At 40.1% G+C, this 19,084-nt stretch carries 13 protein-coding genes; 6 read left to right on the forward strand and 7 right to left on the reverse strand.

What is annotated here, in order from left to right; translation table 11 throughout:
- Positions 1–121 precede the first annotated feature (121 nt).
- From B9T24_RS06025 to B9T24_RS06055, 6 genes are all read right to left on the reverse strand, one after another.
- Entirely contained in the window at positions 122–943 is an 822-nt protein-coding gene (locus B9T24_RS06025; RefSeq protein ID WP_086164956.1) for a TatD family hydrolase, read from the reverse strand.
- Positions 943–1,935, reverse strand: coding sequence for an RsiV family protein (locus tag B9T24_RS06030; protein WP_086164957.1), 993 nt, complete (start codon positions 1,933–1,935; stop codon positions 943–945). Before B9T24_RS06030 ends, B9T24_RS06025 begins: the two co-directional genes overlap by 1 nt.
- Positions 1,936–2,002: 67 nt before the next feature.
- A complete protein-coding gene (locus tag B9T24_RS06035) occupies positions 2,003–2,827 on the reverse strand; it encodes a hypothetical protein (protein WP_086164958.1) in 825 nt (274 codons plus the stop codon).
- Between the two features lie 359 nt (positions 2,828–3,186).
- Positions 3,187–4,779, reverse strand: a complete 1,593-nt coding sequence (locus tag B9T24_RS06045) for a peptide chain release factor 3 (RefSeq protein ID WP_086164960.1) — start codon at positions 4,777–4,779, stop codon at positions 3,187–3,189.
- A 124-nt stretch (positions 4,780–4,903) separates the two neighbouring features.
- The gene (locus tag B9T24_RS06050; RefSeq protein ID WP_086164961.1) at positions 4,904–6,973 is read right to left on the reverse strand and encodes a putative bifunctional diguanylate cyclase/phosphodiesterase; all 2,070 of its coding nucleotides are present in this window, start codon (positions 6,971–6,973) and stop codon (positions 4,904–4,906) included.
- Between the two features lie 460 nt (positions 6,974–7,433).
- Entirely contained in the window at positions 7,434–9,632 is a 2,199-nt protein-coding gene (locus B9T24_RS06055; RefSeq protein WP_086164962.1) for a carboxy terminal-processing peptidase, read from the reverse strand.
- Between the two features lie 200 nt (positions 9,633–9,832).
- Between B9T24_RS06055 and nagZ the strand changes: the two genes are divergently transcribed.
- Both nagZ and B9T24_RS06065 read left to right on the forward strand, forming a co-directional pair.
- On the forward strand, positions 9,833–10,855 hold the full coding sequence (nagZ, locus tag B9T24_RS06060) for a beta-N-acetylhexosaminidase (RefSeq protein ID WP_086164963.1): 1,023 nt from the start codon (positions 9,833–9,835) through the stop codon (positions 10,853–10,855).
- 185 nt (positions 10,856–11,040) lie between these two features.
- On the forward strand, positions 11,041–11,901 hold the full coding sequence (locus B9T24_RS06065; RefSeq protein WP_086164964.1) for a class I SAM-dependent methyltransferase: 861 nt from the start codon (positions 11,041–11,043) through the stop codon (positions 11,899–11,901).
- A 28-nt stretch (positions 11,902–11,929) separates the two neighbouring features.
- On the opposite strand, the gene B9T24_RS06070 is transcribed toward B9T24_RS06065, so the two are convergent.
- Complete coding sequence (locus B9T24_RS06070; RefSeq protein ID WP_086164965.1) at positions 11,930–13,261, reverse strand: alpha/beta fold hydrolase; 1,332 nt, start codon at positions 13,259–13,261, stop codon at positions 11,930–11,932.
- Positions 13,262–13,566: 305 nt separating this feature from the next.
- Between B9T24_RS06070 and B9T24_RS06075 the strand changes: the two genes are divergently transcribed.
- The 4 genes from B9T24_RS06075 (at position 13,567) to pta (ending at position 19,082) form a co-directional block, all read left to right on the forward strand.
- Positions 13,567–14,832, forward strand: coding sequence for a glutamate-5-semialdehyde dehydrogenase (locus tag B9T24_RS06075; protein ID WP_086164966.1), 1,266 nt, complete (start codon positions 13,567–13,569; stop codon positions 14,830–14,832).
- A gap of 122 nt (positions 14,833–14,954) precedes the next feature.
- Positions 14,955–15,368 carry a hypothetical protein gene (locus tag B9T24_RS06080; protein WP_086164967.1) on the forward strand — a complete coding sequence of 138 codons (414 nt, stop codon included), beginning with the start codon at positions 14,955–14,957 and terminating at the stop codon, positions 15,366–15,368.
- A 279-nt stretch (positions 15,369–15,647) separates the two neighbouring features.
- Positions 15,648–16,865: an acetate/propionate family kinase gene (locus B9T24_RS06085; RefSeq protein ID WP_086164968.1), complete on the forward strand. Its 1,218-nt coding sequence runs from the start codon at positions 15,648–15,650 to the stop codon at positions 16,863–16,865.
- A gap of 57 nt (positions 16,866–16,922) precedes the next feature.
- Positions 16,923–19,082, forward strand: coding sequence for a phosphate acetyltransferase (gene pta, locus B9T24_RS06090; RefSeq protein ID WP_086164969.1), 2,160 nt, complete (start codon positions 16,923–16,925; stop codon positions 19,080–19,082).
- Positions 19,083–19,084 lie beyond the last annotated feature (2 nt).

A 19,084-nucleotide genomic window follows, 5' to 3' on the forward strand; every position in this document is an offset into this window, starting at 1 on the left:
AAAGCCAAATCAGAACATTAAATCAATACAAAATATGACCAAGTCAAATAGCATATATTCATAGCAAACTATCAGGCGAAATACGAATCTTTATGGATAAAAGGTTGTGAGCAAGACTTTTTTAAAACTCAAGCTGTAAAGCCTGAAGTGAATTTCGCCATAACTGCGGTGCTAGAACATGCAAATCAAGATGCAATGTTGCAGCCAATCCCGTTAAAACATGCGGTAAATTGACTGGCGTATTTCGGGTGCGATGTTCAGTGGAACTTTGACAGCATAAGGGTGTCATGTCGGGACAGTCCGTCTCGAGCACCAAATGTTCAGCACCCATCGCCCGCACCACGGCATGTAGTTTTTTCGCATTCGGATTGGTAATTTGTCCCGTCACACCAATTTTAAAACCCAATTTAATAAAGGCTTTAGCTTCTTCTATTCCACCACTAAAAGCATGTGCTATTCCACCTAATTTAAATTGATGCTGTTTTAAAATCGCCAATGTTTCAGCATGCGATTTACGAATATGCAAAAGTACAGGCTTCTGAAACTGCTCAGCCAATTCAATTTGGGCCGAAAAAAAATCTTTTTGCTTTTGAAAAATTTCGGGGTACTTATGCTGTTTAAAAAAGGTGTCTAAGCCTATTTCCCCAAGCGCCACACATTCTTCTGTTTTTAAAATAGCTTCCAAATCGGCAAGATGGGACAGTTGATGCTGTTCAATATAAAAAGGATGTAAACCCGGAGCTAAATAACTTTTCGGTGCATGATCTAATTGATTTAAATCATGTTGGCTTTGTAGCAACGCTTGAAAACGCGATTGTACAAAACCAATCAAAATTAAGCGTTCGACCCCAACCGCTTTTGCTGCACGAGCCAATTGCTCCCGATCAAGATCAAAATCAGGAACATCAAAATGGGTATGGGTATCAAACAATGAATAAAGCATTAAGGTTTGGCTTTATTTACAGTGGCAGCACTTGCAGCCACAGCCTGATTTTTGGCTTCAACCTGCGGTAAATATTCTTTTTTTAGGATGGTTTGCAACTGATCATAGGGAATCATCAAACGTGGTAATCCTACAACATAGGGACCGATTTCATATTCGCCATATTGCAAAATCAAGCCTTGTTTAGATAAATAAAAATTATCTGATAGGGTAAATTTCCATGCCTGTTCATATTCTTCAACGCTGTTGGCTAATTTAGATTCCAGCACCCACGTTTTAAAAACCTCATGAGCTTTTTTTTCTAACTGGGCTTTCTGATTGGGCGCTAAAATAGCATTAAGCTCAACGTGTTTTTTATTTTTTAAATCAAAATTATAATAACGCTGTGAAGAAGAACCATGTGCCCCACCCAAATAACTACTGGAATTTAAAACCACAGTCGCCAAAGGTAAGTTTGCATTTAAAATTTTCGGTTTAATCATCAAACTGATTTGATGATTGGCACTTAAAGCCTTTAATTCCTTATCTAAAGCCAAAAATGTCACTAAATAAGGTGCAACTTGTTTTTCCAGCTTTTGCTTGGGCGTTTCAACCGTTGCCAATGTTTTTTGCGCAGTCTCTTGATCACTGACTTTGTTATGCTCTGGATCAGCAGTGCTTGTCGCCAATTGATCGGCCTTAAGTAGCTTTGGTGAAATGTCGACCATTTGATTTAATTGTTTTAAGATCTGTTGATCTATAAATTCATCAATAAAAGCTTGGTTACTCGACAGACGTTCAATCGAAATTTCTGGGCAATTGTTACCATCACATTCTGGCAAAACCAAAGCTAACTTTTCAGAATCCCCTGCAAATTTTAAAATTTCAGGTTCTACAATCGCGGGTTTCTGTACTGGATCGTCTTTTGGCTCAGTTTGTTTCGGTTGGCAGGCACTCAATGCCATCATGGATGCAAGAATACTGATCGTAAATAGTGTTTTATTTTTCAACATGATTCTGACCTATAATTTTTATCTGATAAATTGACTGTCATGAAATGTCAGTATTGACTACGGATGACTAGAACATATTCTGATAAGCATCAACTTTCAATATCTGTTGCGTTTGTTGTTTATTGAAATAAATATCCAGTTGCGCACCATCTTTGGCAATTTCATGAGTCCGATAATGCAAACCAATGCCTTCTTGATCAAAGAACCAATCTGCTTGTCCCCAGTAAAGTTTTTTCGGTGCGTGTTGTTTCACTTCGGTGCTTTGTGCTTTTAACCATTTTTGATACGCTTGCTGCACAATATTATTCATGTAAGCTTGTTGTTTCGGCTGAATTAAATCCAATAAAGCTACAGTTTGTTGCTTTTTACGATCTGCCACAAAGAAGTAATAACGCTCTTTGACATTAACCCCTTCTTGCTTGGTATCTACCCCTAACTGCATCAGTACATACTGATTCCGTTGATAAGCAATTCGGGTATACATCGACAATTCGTAGGCTTTATTCTTAGAAAATTCCGCTTGCCATGCATCCGATTTTTTCACATAGGCATTGATGGCTTGCTGCAAAGTCATATTTTGTTTCAGACCAAGTTGATCTTGAATCACTTTAGCTTGGCTTTTTGCAATCCAATCATTGAGCCAAGCATCAGCGGTATGCACCGTTTGAATACTGAGATCGATACAATTCTTGGTTTCACAAAAAGGTAAGGCAATTTTTGCCTCTTGTTCTTGGATATTTAAATACGGTAAAACTTCCGCTTGCTCGGTTTTAAATATAGCGGCGGGTGACTTTTCCTGTGTCGGTTCTTTCGGTTCTTGTTTTGAAGCATCACAGGCACTGAGTATCAGACCAATGGCAATCATGGATGCAGCCACTATTTTCCCGTTCATGCTCACAACTCTTTTTCTAAAATAATAATCTATATAAATCACGCTAAGGGGTCTGTTGACACTTCCTCTATGTTTGCGACAACCCATCTTTTTTAGCTGACATAAGGTACGAAGTAGGAAATTTAGTCATTCTAAATAACAGCTTCGTAACGAAATAGCAGCTAAAAATATGCATATCCTGAAAGGCTATGGCTAAAATTTTCTCAAATTTCGTTATGAAATTTAAAAATAGTCTCACTATTCTTTGCATTTCATGCCTTATCGGCTCAATTTTAGCCTACAGCGCAAACTATTTATGAAATGTCATCAGCCCCTAGTAAAACAGCCTCATAAAGAAGCTGTTTTATTTTGCGTTCTATTTAGTGTTCGCGTGTCGCCCGGAATTGGATATCTGGGTAACGCTCTTGCATCAACTGTAAATTCACACGGCTTGGCGCAAGGTAGGTCAAATGACCGCCACCATCAAGGGACAATTGATCATGGGCTTTTTTCTTAAACTCATTGAATTTTTTTTCATCATCACATGAAACCCAACGTACGGTGTTGATGTTAACTGGCTCATAAACACAATCTACTTTGTATTCTTCTTTCAACCGATAGGCCACCACATCAAACTGAAGAACACCGACTGCACCCACAATTAAATCATTGCTGATTTGTGGCATAAATACCTGCGTTGCACCTTCTTCTGAAAGCTCTTTCAAGCCTTTTTGCAACTGTTTCGATTTTAACGGATCTTTTAAACGAACACGGCGGAACATTTCCGGTGCAAAGTGCGGAATACCGGTAAAGTGTAGATTTTCACCCGAGGTAAATGTATCGCCAATTTGAATGGTGCCGTGGTTATGTAAACCAATAATGTCACCCGGCCACGCTTCTTCAAGCTGTTCGCGCTCACCTGCGAGGAATGTTAAGGCATCACTAATCCGTACATCTTTACCTAAACGTACATGATTCATTTTCAGACCTTTTTCATACTTACCTGAACAGATACGCATGAAAGCAATACGGTCACGATGTTTCGGGTCCATATTGGCTTGAATTTTAAATACAAATCCAGTAAAGCCTTCTTCCGTCGCTTCAACTGCACGTTCATGGGTCGGATGGGCTTTAGGTTCTGGTGCCCATTGAATAAAAGTATCCAGTACGTGGTCAACTGCAAAGTTACCTAAAGCCGTCCCGAATAAAACGGGGGTTTGTTTACCTTGTAAAAATAATTCACGATCAATTGGATCATTGGCCATTTGCACCAATTCCAATGACTCTTCAAAAGCTGCAAACGCCAAATCGCCGACTTTCTCACGTAAGTCTGGATAATCGTAGCCATCGCGGGTTTCAATTTCGGTAATGGTCGAACCAAAACCTGCTTTATAAACATAAAATTTTTCTTCGATCAGGTGATAAACCCCAGCGAAGTCACGGCCTGTGCCCATTGGCCACGTAATCGGCACACAACGAATTTTCAAAACATTTTCAATTTCATTGAGTAATTCTAAAGGCTCACGAATTTCCCGATCCATTTTGTTGACGAAAGAAATGATCGGTGTGTCGCGCATACGACACACTTCCATGAGTTTAATGGTTCGGTCTTCGACCCCTTTTGCACCATCAATGACCATCAGTGCAGAATCAACCGCGGTCAAGGTACGATAGGTATCTTCCGAGAAGTCTTCATGTCCGGGGGTGTCGAGTAAGTTGATCACATGTTTTTTAAACGGAAACTGCATTACAGATGTGGTGATGGAAATCCCACGTTCTTTTTCCATTTCCATCCAGTCAGACGTTGCAGCACGGTCTGACTTACGGCTTTTGACCATTCCGGCAACCTGAATTGCCTTACCCCATAACAACAGTTTTTCTGTCATGGTGGTTTTACCAGCATCGGGGTGGGAAATAATCGCGAACGTCCGTCGCTGAGCGACCTGTGCCGCTAATTCATCTTTAAAACTCATGAAAGATACCTACTGCAGAATGGCAGTGTAAAAGATCAGAACTGATCAATATAAAAATTTGCCGATATTGTAGCAGATCATCAAACTTTTGAAATGAGCTAAACTTGTTCAAAGCACATCTATCTTAACTTGAAAATGTATATTTAATCTCTTCTAAGTGATCAACCTTCACGGGCATTCCTAACAAATACCCTTGCAATTGCTGACATCCTAAACGGGTTAAGATCTCCGCCTGCAATGGCGTTTCTACCCCTTCTGCTGTGACCACCAAGCCTAATTTAATTGCCAATTGAATAATACTGGCTAAAATCATTTCATCTTTTGAACCAACAGCAAGATCTTTAATAAATTCTCGATCTATTTTCAACTCATCAACAGGTAAATTTTTTAAATACAAAAAACTAGAATGTCCTGTCCCAAAGTCATCAATGGCAAGTTTAATCCCCATCTGACGCAAACGGTTAAAACAACGAATACTGGCATCAATATGATGCATCGCGGTAGATTCAGTGATTTCAATTGCCAAATGATGTGGTTTAATTTGATACTTTTGAAATAAGCCTTCAAGCGTTGAAAATAGATGTTTGTGTTCAAATTGTACCGCAGACAAATTTACAGCCACAGGGAAATAATTTGAACCATTACGCTCCCAAATTTGGATTTGTTTACAAGCTTGCTCGAGTGCCCAATAACCCATTGGAATAATCAGTCCAGTTTTTTCAGCACCAGGAATAAACATATTGGGTGGCAAAAGCCCTAAATTTGGATGATTCCAACGAATAAGTGCTTCTACGCCACAAATTTCACGATTTTTGGTGGTAAATTTAGGCTGATAAAACAGCACAAATTGTTGTTCTTCTACTGCTTTATATAAATCATTAATCAGTTTAGTTTGGCTTTTCGCTTCTTGTTGATCGGCTGTGAAATTAAAGAATGAATAGGTATTTCTGCCCTGATTTTTTGATGTCAACATTGCAGCATCAGCATTAATTAATAAATCTTGTAAATTATTGGCATGATCTGGATACATTGCGATGCCGATACTACTCGAAATATTAATTTCTTTACCCGCAATTAAGAAACTGTCTTGTATCCATCCCAATACCTCTTCTGCGGTTTCGCTAGCAGTGTCAATGGTTGCTCTTTCCAGCACCATCAAAAACTCATCCCCCCCGATACGCAGCAACTTTTCATTTGCTTTGAGTTTACTGTGAATCCGCGTAGCAAGCAGTACCAACAGTTGATCACCCACATGATGACCAAAAACATCATTCACTGCCTTAAAGCGATCTAAATCAATATAAAGAAAGGCAATTTTATCATCGCGATAACGATGCTCAGTAAATAAAAAATGTGAATATTCGGCTAAGAATAAACGGTTAGGCAACTTGGTTAAATTATCTTCCACTGCTCGATTGGCTAACTCACGATTGACTTTAGATAACTGTTTATTACGTGCTTCTAAGCGTTGTTCTAATACGGCTACACAAAATGTAGCAACTAAAATTAAGCTACTAATAAACACGATTGTAAATAAAATTAATCCTTGTCCCGTTTGATAATTCGAAACCAGTTGATCGGTATGGATAGAATTAAAAGACATTGCAGCCATACCTGTATAGTGCATAGCAACAATGGTAAAAGCCATCATCAATACAAGGTAGAGTTTAATATGAATCAGTTTATAGACCGCATTTTTATATTTAAAAGTCAGCCATAAAGTTAAGCCAGATCCACTAATGGCAATCAAAACAGAAAAAACTGTTAATAATGGATCGTAGTGTATTTTATGCTGACCCAACACTAAGCCCATCATTCCGACATAGTGCATTCCAGAAATACCGAGCCCCATCAAGAGTGCACCCAAAATAAGGCGCATAAAAGGCAATGTTTCTTTGGTGATTAACCACACAGCGAAGGTAGATGCAATAAATGCAATAATATAAGAAACAAAAACAAACCTGTAATCAGAAGAGTAAGCTGCTGGTAAATGGCTGGCCAGTATACCAACCAAATGCGTACACCAAATGGCAGCACCTAAAACAAAGCCACTAATCACAAGAAGAATTTTTTTATACTTTTGAAACAGCTCACGAAATAATAATTGTTCAATCGATATTGCTAAATAGCAAACTAAAATAGCAACAATAATAGAACCTACAATGAGGCTAAAATCATAATGTATATGAATCATATTCAGCTTCCGTATTGGTTATATTTTTGTTTTAATCCGCATTATTAATATCAATTACCCTTTCACGAAAGTTTTTCGCCTCTAAAAAGTACTTATATAAAAAATCGATCAAAATAAGAATCTTATACTATTTCATTTTGGTCAAGTGGTAATTACGCTATCTACTTTTATTTCTAATTTAGGTGTTTCATTAAGCAAACATAGATCAAACTTTTTTCAATTAACCCTACTCCGTTCATGTTTCTAATAGTTAAAGTCACCATCCACCAAGCTCAAAAATCAAACAAAAACTCTAATTTATTTAAAAAAATCGCTAAAATTGCTGTCTCTTTTTATCTGCCTTTATAACATCAAACCGCGCTTATGCAACCTACAATAACTGATATACCGCCAAATAAAACCAGTCAGCTGAACTGACTGATTTTTTAACATTTAAATAAACAATGCTGAATCAACCCTTCTATTGAGCAGAAGCTTGAGTCGATTGTAATTTAGCATAATCCAATAAAACTTGAGCAGACTCAGTCACAAATACTTCTTCCTCAGCTAAAGCAGGTCGTTTTGCTGCTTTCATTTTGGCACGAGACTCAATCAAAGCATCAATTGAGGCTTGATAACTTTCCCAGTTAGCATACGGTTTTTGTCCTGTCACAACTCGACGTTGATTCTCTGACTCTAAGGTTTGCTGCTCTAACGCATTCAATTCTGCTTTACGCTGATCAATATCCAGTACAACACGTTTTTGCTCATCGGTTTTTTTAGCAATGGCTTTACGCTGTTCTAAATATTTAAATTGCGGATCATTCACCACCCGTTGTTGTGATAACTGGGCTAAGTTTTGTACATAAGGTTGTACAGAACCTTCGCGCTTAAAGGGTGCCGTTGGAATAGTGTCCCACTTCAAGGCATTTTTTGCCTTACGCTCACCAAACTCTTCATTGTAAATATCAACGAGTTTAATGTCTGGTACAACACCTTTATTTTGAGTACTACCGCCAGTAACACGATAGAACTTGCGCTGCGTTAAAGTCGCTTGACCATAAGCCAAGGTGTCCAATTGAACTTGTGCTGTACCCTTGCCTGTGGTTGTGCTGCCAATCACAATACCGCGCTCATAATCCTGAATTGCAGCTGAATAAATTTCACTCGCAGATGCTGAAGCCAAATTAACCATTACCGCCAGAGGACCTGCATAGGTTTGTGTGCCACCATCATCATCTTCAAATACGCTGACATTACCACTGCCATCCCGTATTTGTACCACTGGACCGGTCTTAATCACTTGACCCAACATACGTGCAACTTCTTCAAGTGAACCACCTGGGTTATTACGTAAATCAATAATAATCCCTTCAACATTCTTTGCAGCCAAAGATTTTAGTGCGTTGTTGGTGTCTTCAGATACTGAACGATATTCTGTGCCTGCACGACGCGCACGATAGTTCAAATAGAAAGATGGAATTTCAATCACACCAAAAGTATAATTTTTACCATCACGCTTAATATCAACTGTACGTGAACGTACACCCGCATCTTCTTCTTGAATCACATCACGCACCAAACTCACGGTACGCGCTTGACCCATTGATGCACCAGCACCCAATAAACGTAAGCTGACTTTTGTGCCGCGCTTACCACGGATTAAACCAACCACCTCACCACTTGACCAGCCCACGACATCGACCATTTTGTCGCCATCTTGCGCAACACCAATAATGCGATCACCCGATTTAATTTGACCTGACTTACTGGCAGGGCCACCCTCAACAATCGTTTCAATCTTGGTGTAGTCTTCGTTGCCACGTTCAGGACGAATTGAAACCCCAATCCCTTCTAATTGCAAAGTGGTTTGGCGGTTCAGCTCCATCGCATCTACAGGTGGAAAATAGTTGCTATGCGGATCATAGGTCAACATCATCGCATTTAAGGTTTTGTCCAAGACATCATCGCTTTTCACACGACTGACACGTTCAAGTTGACGCGTATAACGCTTGGTCAATGTTTGGACAGGTGTTAAATCTTCTGGACTGGTTAAATCCTGTCCATTGGCTAAAGTAGGATCATCTTTTAATGCTTTTTGTTTGGCAGCCTCTTCTTCTTTGCTAATGTTTAAGTTAATCAGCTGCGACACCAACATTTTTTGCCAATGTTTATGCTGCTCTTCTACAGAATTAAAATAAGGTGCTTTTTCACGATCTGTTTCAATATAAACATTACTTTGCTTTAAATTTTGTGGTTTTTTCAATTCAGCCAACATGAATTGATAGAACTGTTTTAAACGCTCACGATATTGGGCATGAATTAAATAAGGACCCGATAAATCCCCTGCTTTTAATGCAGCGCCAAAAGTTGAACCATAATTTTTCTTATACTGTTCAACTTCAGAAGCTAAAAATAATGAATGATCTGCATCTAAACTATCTAAATAGAAATCAAGAATTCGATTAGAGGTATTGGCATCTAAGCGCATATTTAAGTAATGTTGACGGTCAACCAATGTTGCCAATTGGCGTGATACCAGTGCTTGTTCTTGTGTCGATTGAATGGTTTCAGGCGCTGCAACGGTATTATTGGCTGCAATTGCCTCGTTCATTACATGGGAAAAGAAAAATCCACCTGTCGCAATTGCAACGGCACAAGCTAATGTTTGAAGTTTCATAAATAATTCGTACTTCCTTGGTCTTTGACCAATATTACAACGTTGTTTTTCAGCATGAATTGAGTATATTCAAATTCTTAAACAACTTAATATGTGTATGTCGTGTAGTTTTATCATATTCTGTACTGTCAAAATGTAGCAAATCATTGCAGAATTCAGGTATTGTTTTTGCTTTATAAAATACCCACACGGACACCGATATGATTGGCGCATTGATGCTAGACATCGCTGGCACAGAACTTACTCAAGAAGATATTGAACTATTACAAGCACCGCAAGTAGGCGGCATGATTTTATTTTCTCGAAATATAGAATCACCAGAACAAGTTCGTGCTTTAACAGATCATATGCGTCGTGTAAGACCCGATATTTTAATTGCCGTTGATCAAGAAGGTGGTCGCGTGCAACGCTTAAAACAGGGTTTTACCTTGCTTCCTGCAATGGGTCGTTTAGGTGAACGCTATCTGACTGACCCTGAACAAGCCATTGCTTTAGCTGAACAATGTGGTTGGCTGATGGCAACCGAAGTCCTTGCTGTGGGGATTGACTTTAGCTTTGCACCCGTATTGGACTTAAATGATGTCAGCGATGTGATTGGTGACCGTGCATTTGCCCAAAATATTCAAGATATTGTGCCACTTGCCCGTGCATTTTTAGCAGGTATGAAACGTGCGGGTATGGCAAATACAGGAAAACATTTCCCCGGTCACGGTTCAGTCAAGGCCGATTCTCACGTTGCAGCACCTGTAGATTCACGTTCGTATGACGAAATCTATCACAAAGATATGCAGACGTTTATTCAACTCATGCCGCAACTTGATGCACTCATGCCAGCGCATGTGATTTACGATCAAGTCGACCCAAATCCAGCGGGTTTCTCACCTTATTGGATTCAAAAAGTCTTACGTCAAGAATTGAACTTTGAGGGTGTACTTTTCTCTGATGACTTAACCATGCAAGCTGCCTGTGTGGTCGGTGGTGCAGATGCACGTATCCAAGCTGCACTCAAAGCGGGTTGTGATATGGGCTTAGTCTGTAATGACCGTTCAGCAGCGTGTACTGCTTTAGCAGGTATGCAGCAACTCCCCCTACCCAACCAACAACGCTTGGAACGTATGCGTGGAAAAATCCCATCCATCACTGTGGGTCAAACCCTTGAATTAGGTGCTGAATGGAAAAAAGTGAAAGACAATATCGAAAACTTTAAAAAATCATTTAATTAATGCGACAAAAGGAACACGACAAGGTGTTCCTTTTTCTTTATGATAATAAAAAACAAAGTCACAGACTTTTTAAATTGCTTGGCTCATTTTATCTTGCACAAGAGATTTAAAAAAAGCCGTGATGAAAGTAAAAAATCGAAGCAACTTACATTTAAAACTAAAAAAACAGATAAGGTCAGGATGACATGACACAACAGCTTTCAGAACATCGACATATTTCATTTACTGCGCATTATACGGGCTATATTTGGTACAGCATGGGGATTTCTCACCCTGTTTTTGCGACATCTAAGGGTAAAATGCTGGCAAAATTGGTTCACCCTTTAGAAAGTTGGGCGGAAAAATTTGTCGGTGGCAGCATGCGTACTACGCTGAAACAACGCCACAGCATGATTGACCAACACCTTATTCAACTGATTGAGCGGCACCCTGACTTACAAGTGCTGGAAATCGCCAGTGGTCTTTCACCGCGAGGATGGAATTTCCGCCAAAAATTCCCCAACATTGATTATCGTGAACTTGATTTACCTGATATGGCGAGAGTTAAAACCCAAGCTCTCCAAAAAATTGATTGCACTAGCCCCGAAGTTTTATCAGTCGATTTATTCACTGCGGACTTCGAACAAGCATTTCAAGTCTTTGATCCTACTCGCCCATTGGTGATAATTAGCGAAGGTTTAATTAACTACTTCAATAAAAACATGTTGTTACAATTACTTCATGCCATTTCAAATTACGGCAAAAATTTCAAAGAATTGCATTACCTCACAGATATCTACCCTGAGCCAGTCAAAAATAAATTAGCCAATTTTATTTGGGGTTGCAGTAAATTACTGAAATTGATGTCGCGTAGCGCTTTTAGTTTTCACTTCGTTCACCCTCAACAGGCACAAAGTTTTTTCCAACAAGCAGGCTTTGAACAGGTCAATATTACTCAACCGCAACTCTATTTTGACCATCAGACATCCTCTTTATCCTGTAACGATGAACATCTAGGAGACTTAGTTTGGATGATTCATGCCAGCATAAAAAACAGCGTTGATTAACGCTGTTTTTTATGCTGTATTGAAAAAATCAACTCACCGCTTCCAATACCGCAACGGCTTCTTTTTGCCGTTGTATATAACGCATTAAGCGCTCTGCCACCTCAAAACTACCATGTTTAAATAAAGCACGAATTTGCGTTGCACCTACATCAAAAATTAAACATTCAATTTTAAATTGACCTTCTTCATCTTCCAGATGCAAAGCCAAATCACGTGGATATTGTTGCGCTTGTGCCGTCAAACCTTCAGTAAATTCAAGTAAAATGCCAAAGTAGTTTAAATCAATAATCTGGGTCGGCAGTTGCAAATCTGAATGACGATGGGTCAATAGTGTCATCGGTTGTTGTACTGCAATCCGCTCTTCTCCACGACGCTCTAAGGTGAGCAATTGCGCCCGTGTCATGGGAATAATGCCTTCCACATTGTGAATGGATAGACCTTGTAAGAAGGTCGCAAATAAACTCATGGTTTCTTTACGACGTTGTAATTGTGGCACATGATCGGCATTGGCAATCATGGCAAATTCCATCTCTGGGCATTGCAAGGCAAAATTGGCATTTTCATGGGGCAAAGTAAAACTATCATATTGCCCACATGCCACCAGCACTTTACACTGTGGAATAGGCACATCGGTTAAACGCAACAACCGATTACAGTTAATTTCATAGCGCTCTTGCTCAGTGGTAGTAAACTCCGCCATCTGCCTAAAAAACAAACGCTTTGCCGTAGGGGACATGCGCGTTTTATCCATTTTGGCATGATTGACCAAATATAAAATCACCGCCTGACCAAACTCATCCATGCGTTGTTCTTTCATCAAATGCAAGGATTCTTCAAGCAACATCCGCCAACTTTTACGGGTTTTTTGCATCACCCCCATCAAAATCATGCGATCTACCAATTCTGGTCGTTGCACAGCAAAACTCGAAGCCACCACCGACCCCAGTGACATACCCATCACGGAAACTTTGGAAAGGTTCTCGATATCGAGCCATTGCCCTAACATTTTGGCTAAATCGGGTAATTCTAAAGTTCCGGCTGAAATACCCGTATCGCGGTTGCTGATTTGTTGATTTGCCCCCATTGAAGGTAAATCAATTAAAATGATTGGACCTGCACTCAGCAACTGCTCAACACAGTATTTATAAGAATTAAAATTTTGAAATGCCCCACCCACAATCACAATGGGCGTATTGTGCATCGTTTCAGGCTGAGCAATCGCCATATATTCAATTTTCCAGCCATCAATCCATGTGGTACGTGCAGGCGCTTTAAAACTGTTTCGATGATAAAGATCAAAAAAACCAACGTCCATATTTGATTGTTGTACTTCCGCGTCCATTTGGATCATGGAATTCATATCCCTTCCTCCATCCTTGCCTTATTGTTATTTTGCAAGAAAATATATATAGAATTTCTGCGCTGTACTGCATCCATTCTTGGCTTTAATTATCAGACGTCTATGTCCCTATATTTTCATTCTATACAGAGGATGATTTCACGTGCAACTTATTCCATCACCACTCATCTAAATTTACAAACAAAAAGAATTTCAAAATATTAACCGCGTGAAAAGTTCTAAGATTTTTTTTCAAGCGAGATGCTTCATTGTCGTGTTCCAGACTGTTACTATCAAAGGTGTAATTTCTAAGTGATCAAACCGCTATGCAAGATTCAATTGAACAATATATGCAAACGGTAGGACAACAAGCACGCCAAGCTTCTCGCGTGTTGGCAAGCGCTTCTACCCAAACTAAAAACCATGCTTTATCTGCAATTTACACTGCTTTACAAGACAGTGAAGCTGCAATTTTAGCTGCGAACCAAATGGATATGACTAAAGGTCGTAACAGCCATTTGGACAGTGCATTACTTGATCGCTTAGAGCTTACTCCCACACGCTTTAAAGACATGTTACATGGCTTAAAAGATGTCATGAATTTGCTCGACCCAATTGGTGAAATCACCGATTTAGCCTATCGCCCTTCAGGTATTCAGTTGGGCAAAATGCGCGTACCTTTAGGTGTTGTGGGGATGATTTACGAATCACGTCCCAACGTCACTTTAGAAGCTGCATCACTGGCACTAAAGTCAGGCAATGCCATTATTTTGCGTGGTGGTTCTGAAGCATTAGAGTCGAATAAAGCCATTGCCCAAGCCATTCAACATGGTTTAAAAGCATCTGGACTACCTGAAACTTCGGTACAAGTGGTGAATACGGCAGACCGTGCAGCAGTCGGACATCTGATTACCATGTCTGAATATGTCGATGTCATTGTCCCGCGCGGTGGTAAAAGTCTAATTGAACGAATTAGCAATGAAGCGCGTATTCCTGTGATTAAGCATCTGGATGGCAATTGTCATGTTTTTGTTGAAGCACAAGCCGATTTGCAAAAGGCCTTACCAATTGCACTAAATGCCAAAACGCATCGTTACGGTGTGTGTAATGCTATGGAAAGCTTGCTGGTCGATGAAAAAGTAGCTGAAGAATTTTTGCCACGCATTGCTGAATTATATGCAGAAAAACAGGTTGAACTTCGTGGCTGCCGCGAAACACAGCGCATACTCGGTTCAATGGTAAAACCTGCCAGCGAAGAAGATTGGTACACCGAATATTTAGGTCCAATTTTAGCCGTTAAAGTGGTGAGTGGCATTGATGAAGCCATTGAGCATATCAATAAATATGGTTCACATCACACCGATGCCATTATTACTGAAAACTATAGCCTTGCCCGCCAGTTCTTAGCGCGTGTCGATTCAAGTTCGGTGATGATCAATGCCTCTACGCGTTTTGCTGATGGTTTTGAATATGGTTTAGGTGCCGAAATTGGTATTTCAACCGATAAAATTCATGCCCGTGGCCCTGTTGGACTCGAAGGTCTTACCTCACAAAAATGGGTGGTTTTCGGTGATGGTCAAATTCGCCAATAAGCGCCTTTAACCCATTAAAATACCCATGTTCAGTTTCAAGCATGAGGCTGAACACAGTCACTACAATATCCCTGCGCTAAATTTCGTAACATCATAAAAACAACGATAAAAGGAAAAACATAATGTTCTATTATTTAATGATCTGTACATTTTCATTGGCATTATTGGTTTCTTTTGGTGTCATGAAAATTTTTTCCAAGTCCATTAACCAAATTCTGGCGCGTATTATCAATGACCCGATTCATAGTGCTTGGGCTAAATACACCAAATTTGCGGGTATGGTGGTTGGCACGTCATCAGGCATTCGTATTTATGATATGGAAAAATACATCACACCACTGACCTATACTGATAGTGACAAAAAAATTGTGATTGAATTAACCCAAGAACGCTGGGTACTGGAAATTTACCGCACGATTATTGAAACCTTACAGGGCTTGGCTTGGATGATGCTGGTATTTTTTATGGTGGCATTAATTGCTTATGTTATTGTGCGTTGGTCAGAAATTAAATACCAATCTAAGCCTTCAGAATAAAGCCTATTCGATGGTTTCAGATACATTATGCTACTGTTATACAAGCAATAACCTATTTGGCAAACAAAACATGACTATAAATAAAAACAATCACCTGATAAATTTTAAGTATTAATCGTTTTCAGGTCGATAGTGCTTAAGTCTAATCACCTAAAGTCTATCTTGGACAGAAAAAAAACACATGTTAAAACATCACTACAGATCCAGATTGCATTAAATCGTACTGCATGAAGATCACTACGGACAACTTACTTTCAATTAGAATTCGGGTATAAAAACGTGTCTACATCAGTATTAGTAATTAACTGCGGATCTTCATCAATTAAATATGCACTTGTTTCTGAACGTCGTGAAGATCGTATTTTTGGTTTGGCAGAAAATTTAGGCTCTGCTGAAGCACGCATTAAAGGCATTACCGCAGGTGGTGCTGCACTTGAACTCTCAATTCCACATGCCGACCATGAAAAGGCTTTGGAAACCATTTTAGAACGCTTATCGCATTATAATCCGCAAGCCATTGGTCATCGTGTAGTACATGGTGGCACACTGACCAAAGCAGAATTACTGACACCTGAAATTGTTGACCGTATTCGTGCAGCAACACCGCTTGCACCGCTTCACAACCCTGCACATTTAGTGGGTATTGACGCAACCATGCGCTTATTCCCTGAATTACCGCAAGTCGCTGTATTCGATACTGCATTCCATCAAACCATGCCTGCACATGCATACCGTTATGCATTACCTAAATTTTTGTATACCGAACATAATGTCCGTCGCTACGGTTTCCACGGCACTAGCCATGCCTATGTTTCAGAACGTGGTTCTGAATTGGCAGGCAGTTATAAACAAGGCGGTTGGCTTACTGCGCACTTGGGTAACGGTAGCTCGACATGCGCCATCTGGAATGGTGAAAGTGTCGATACTTCTATGGGTTTAACCCCATTAGAAGGTGTGGTGATGGGAACCCGTAGCGGTGATGTCGACCCAAGTCTCCATAGTTTCCTCGCAAGCAACTTAGGTTGGGATATTTATAAAATCGACAAAATGCTCAATAGCCAAAGTGGTTTATTAGGCTTGTCTGATTTATCCAATGACATGCGTACGCTGATTGAAGCATCAGAACAAGGCAATGAAGATGCAAGCATTGCAATTGAAGTGTTCTGCTACCGCCTTGCTAAATCACTGGCTGCTTTAAGCTGCGGCTTACCGCGCCTTGATGGTTTATTCTTTACTGGTGGTATTGGTGAAAACTCTGCCTATATTCGTGAAAAAACACTGGCATACCTCCCTCACTTTGGCTTCAACTTAAGTAAAGAGCAAAACGATAACTTAAAGCGTGGCACTGAAGGTCGTATCGATACGGGAACAGGTCCTCAAATTTGGGTTGTTCCGACCGATGAAGAAGGTCGTATCGCTAAAGAAACTGAGTATGTAGTGAGCCAAGAGGTGAATCAAGCAGCTGCAAAAAAGTCTAAAGATGTTGCAATTGCTTAAGTGCTCGCAAACCTTATGCTCGGATTAAACCAATTTTTTATTATTTAGAATAAATTTATGAAAACAATTTTGCTGGTACCCACTGGAGAAGGTGTAGGTTTATCTTCAGCCTGCTTAGGACTTATTTACGCTTTGGAATGCCAAGGTGTAAAAGCAGGTTTTCTTAAACCTTTTTCACAAGAAGCGCATCAAGAATCAGACCGTTCAACGGCACTGTATCGCCATTTATCAAACAGCGAAACGGTTGAACCGATTCCTTATCTCAAGCTCATCCAACAACTCAACTTAGGTGAAAATGATGAGTTACTTGAAGATGCAGTACGATTACATCGCCAAATTGCTAAAAATCATGATTTGATTATTGTCGAAGGTCTGGTTCCAAACAGTCGTGACTCATTTGCATCTACACTCAATGCCGCTTTGGCTCAGGCACTGGATGCAAAAGTGATTATCGTCAGTAATGCCGATATTAACAAACCGGAAGTGACTGCTGAAAAAGTCGAAAATCAATTACGCTATTTGGGTGGAGTATCGTCTACCCGTATGGCTGGCGTATTGTTCATGCGTACTAAAGGCTTACCAGAAGACTCTGCTGAAATTCCCGTAACGATTGATCCAAATTTACGCTTAATTAGCGACACCAATAAATTTACCGCCAATATTCAAAAAACCCATGCACATATTGGGTCTGAAAAACTTCCAGTGATTGGTTTAGTCCCTTTTAGTAATACGCTTAGTGTGCCACGAATCTCTGATTTGGCAGCCCATATTTCAGCAGAATGGATTAACCAAGGTGAAGCTAAGCAACGTCGGGTATTACACAGCAGTTTAATTGCATCAAATATTGAACATGAACTCAATAAATTTGTCGCAGGTGAACTCATTATTAGTGCCTCTGACCGCATTGATGTGTTATTGGCCAGTAGCTTAGCCACCAGCAATGGTGTTCCATTGGCAGGCTTAGTATTGACTGAACATCACGAACCGAATGCTTCCGTTTTAGAGTTCTGTCAAGCCGCAATTAAAAATGGCTTACCAATTCTGCATACCTCTTTAAGTACATTTGAAACGGCACAAAATCTTGCAAACTTAAGCAATGAAATTCCAATTGATGACACTGAACGTGCCGAACAAGTGACACGTTTCGTTTCTAGTCACATCAATGCCGATTGGATTGCACTGCTTTTAAATGGCTCATACAAACCGCGCTTATCCCCTTCTGCTTTCCGTCATGAATTGGTGCAAAAATCAATTGCGGCGAAAAAACGGATTGTATTACCCGAAGGTGACGAGCCACGTACCATTCAAGCGGCAGCAATTTGCCAATCACGTGGTATCGCACATTGTATTTTATTGGCAAAACCTGAAGTTGTGGTTGAAGTCGCTAAAGCACGTAATATTGAATTGCCACATGATCTTGAAATTATTGATCCTGACCTGATTCGTGAAAACTACGTACCGAAAATGGTTGAACTACGCAAAGGTAAAATCAACGAACTACAAGCGCGTGAACAACTTCAAGATACAGTTGTTTTAGGTACGATGATGCTTGCTCTGAATCAAGTGGATGGCTTGGTCTCTGGTGCTGTACATACCACGGCAAATACTGTTCGCCCTGCATTCCAACTGATTAAAACTGCACCTGAATATTCATTGGTATCCTCAGTATTTTTCATGCTGTTACCTGATGAAGTCTACGTGTATGGTGACTGTGCGATCAATCCAGATCCTGACGCTGAACAATTGGCTGAAATTGCCATTCAGTCTGCCGACTCTGCTAAAGCCTTTGGTATTGACCCACGTATTGCCATGATTTCCTATTCAACAGGAACATCGGGCGCTGGTGCAGAAGTCGAAAAAGTGGCGAAAGCGACTGAAATTGCCAAACAACGTCGCCCTGATCTACTTATTGATGGCCCACTACAATACGATGCGGCTTCAGTTGAAAGTGTTGGACGTTCAAAAGCCCCTGATTCGCAGGTTGCTGGTCGTGCCAATGTGTTTATTTTCCCTGATTTGAATACAGGCAACACCACATATAAAGCCGTTCAACGCTCAGCAAATGTCGTAAGTGTAGGACCAATGTTGCAAGGTTTAAATAAACCTGTAAATGACTTGTCGCGTGGTGCATTGGTGGATGATATTGTGTTCACCATTGCTTTGACGGCAATTCAGGCGGAACAACAAATTGAAGCCAAGGCCAGCAAAGCCTCTTAATT

The sequence above is a fragment of the Acinetobacter sp. ANC 4654 genome, from assembly GCF_002135425.1.
GTDB lineage: Bacteria > Pseudomonadota > Gammaproteobacteria > Pseudomonadales > Moraxellaceae > Acinetobacter > Acinetobacter kyonggiensis.

Excerpts from the sequence above, each read along its gene's own strand:
- B9T24_RS06055 (WP_086164962.1), bottom strand. The coding sequence starts at position 9,632 with ATGAAACTTCAAACATTAGCTTGTGCCGTTGCAATTGCGACAGGTGGA.
- B9T24_RS06080 (WP_086164967.1), top strand. The coding sequence starts at position 14,955 with ATGTTCTATTATTTAATGATCTGTACATTTTCATTGGCATTATTGGTT.
- B9T24_RS06050 (WP_086164961.1), bottom strand. The coding sequence starts at position 6,973 with ATGATTCATATACATTATGATTTTAGCCTCATTGTAGGTTCTATTATT.
- B9T24_RS06070 (WP_086164965.1), bottom strand. The coding sequence starts at position 13,261 with ATGAATTCCATGATCCAAATGGACGCGGAAGTACAACAATCAAATATG.
- nagZ (WP_086164963.1), top strand. The coding sequence starts at position 9,833 with ATGATTGGCGCATTGATGCTAGACATCGCTGGCACAGAACTTACTCAA.
- B9T24_RS06065 (WP_086164964.1), top strand. The coding sequence starts at position 11,041 with ATGACACAACAGCTTTCAGAACATCGACATATTTCATTTACTGCGCAT.
- B9T24_RS06035 (WP_086164958.1), bottom strand. The coding sequence starts at position 2,827 with ATGAACGGGAAAATAGTGGCTGCATCCATGATTGCCATTGGTCTGATA.
- B9T24_RS06030 (WP_086164957.1), bottom strand. The coding sequence starts at position 1,935 with ATGTTGAAAAATAAAACACTATTTACGATCAGTATTCTTGCATCCATG.
- B9T24_RS06025 (WP_086164956.1), bottom strand. The coding sequence starts at position 943 with ATGCTTTATTCATTGTTTGATACCCATACCCATTTTGATGTTCCTGAT.
- B9T24_RS06075 (WP_086164966.1), top strand. The coding sequence starts at position 13,567 with ATGCAAGATTCAATTGAACAATATATGCAAACGGTAGGACAACAAGCA.
- pta (WP_086164969.1), top strand. The coding sequence starts at position 16,923 with ATGAAAACAATTTTGCTGGTACCCACTGGAGAAGGTGTAGGTTTATCT.
- B9T24_RS06045 (WP_086164960.1), bottom strand. The coding sequence starts at position 4,779 with ATGAGTTTTAAAGATGAATTAGCGGCACAGGTCGCTCAGCGACGGACG.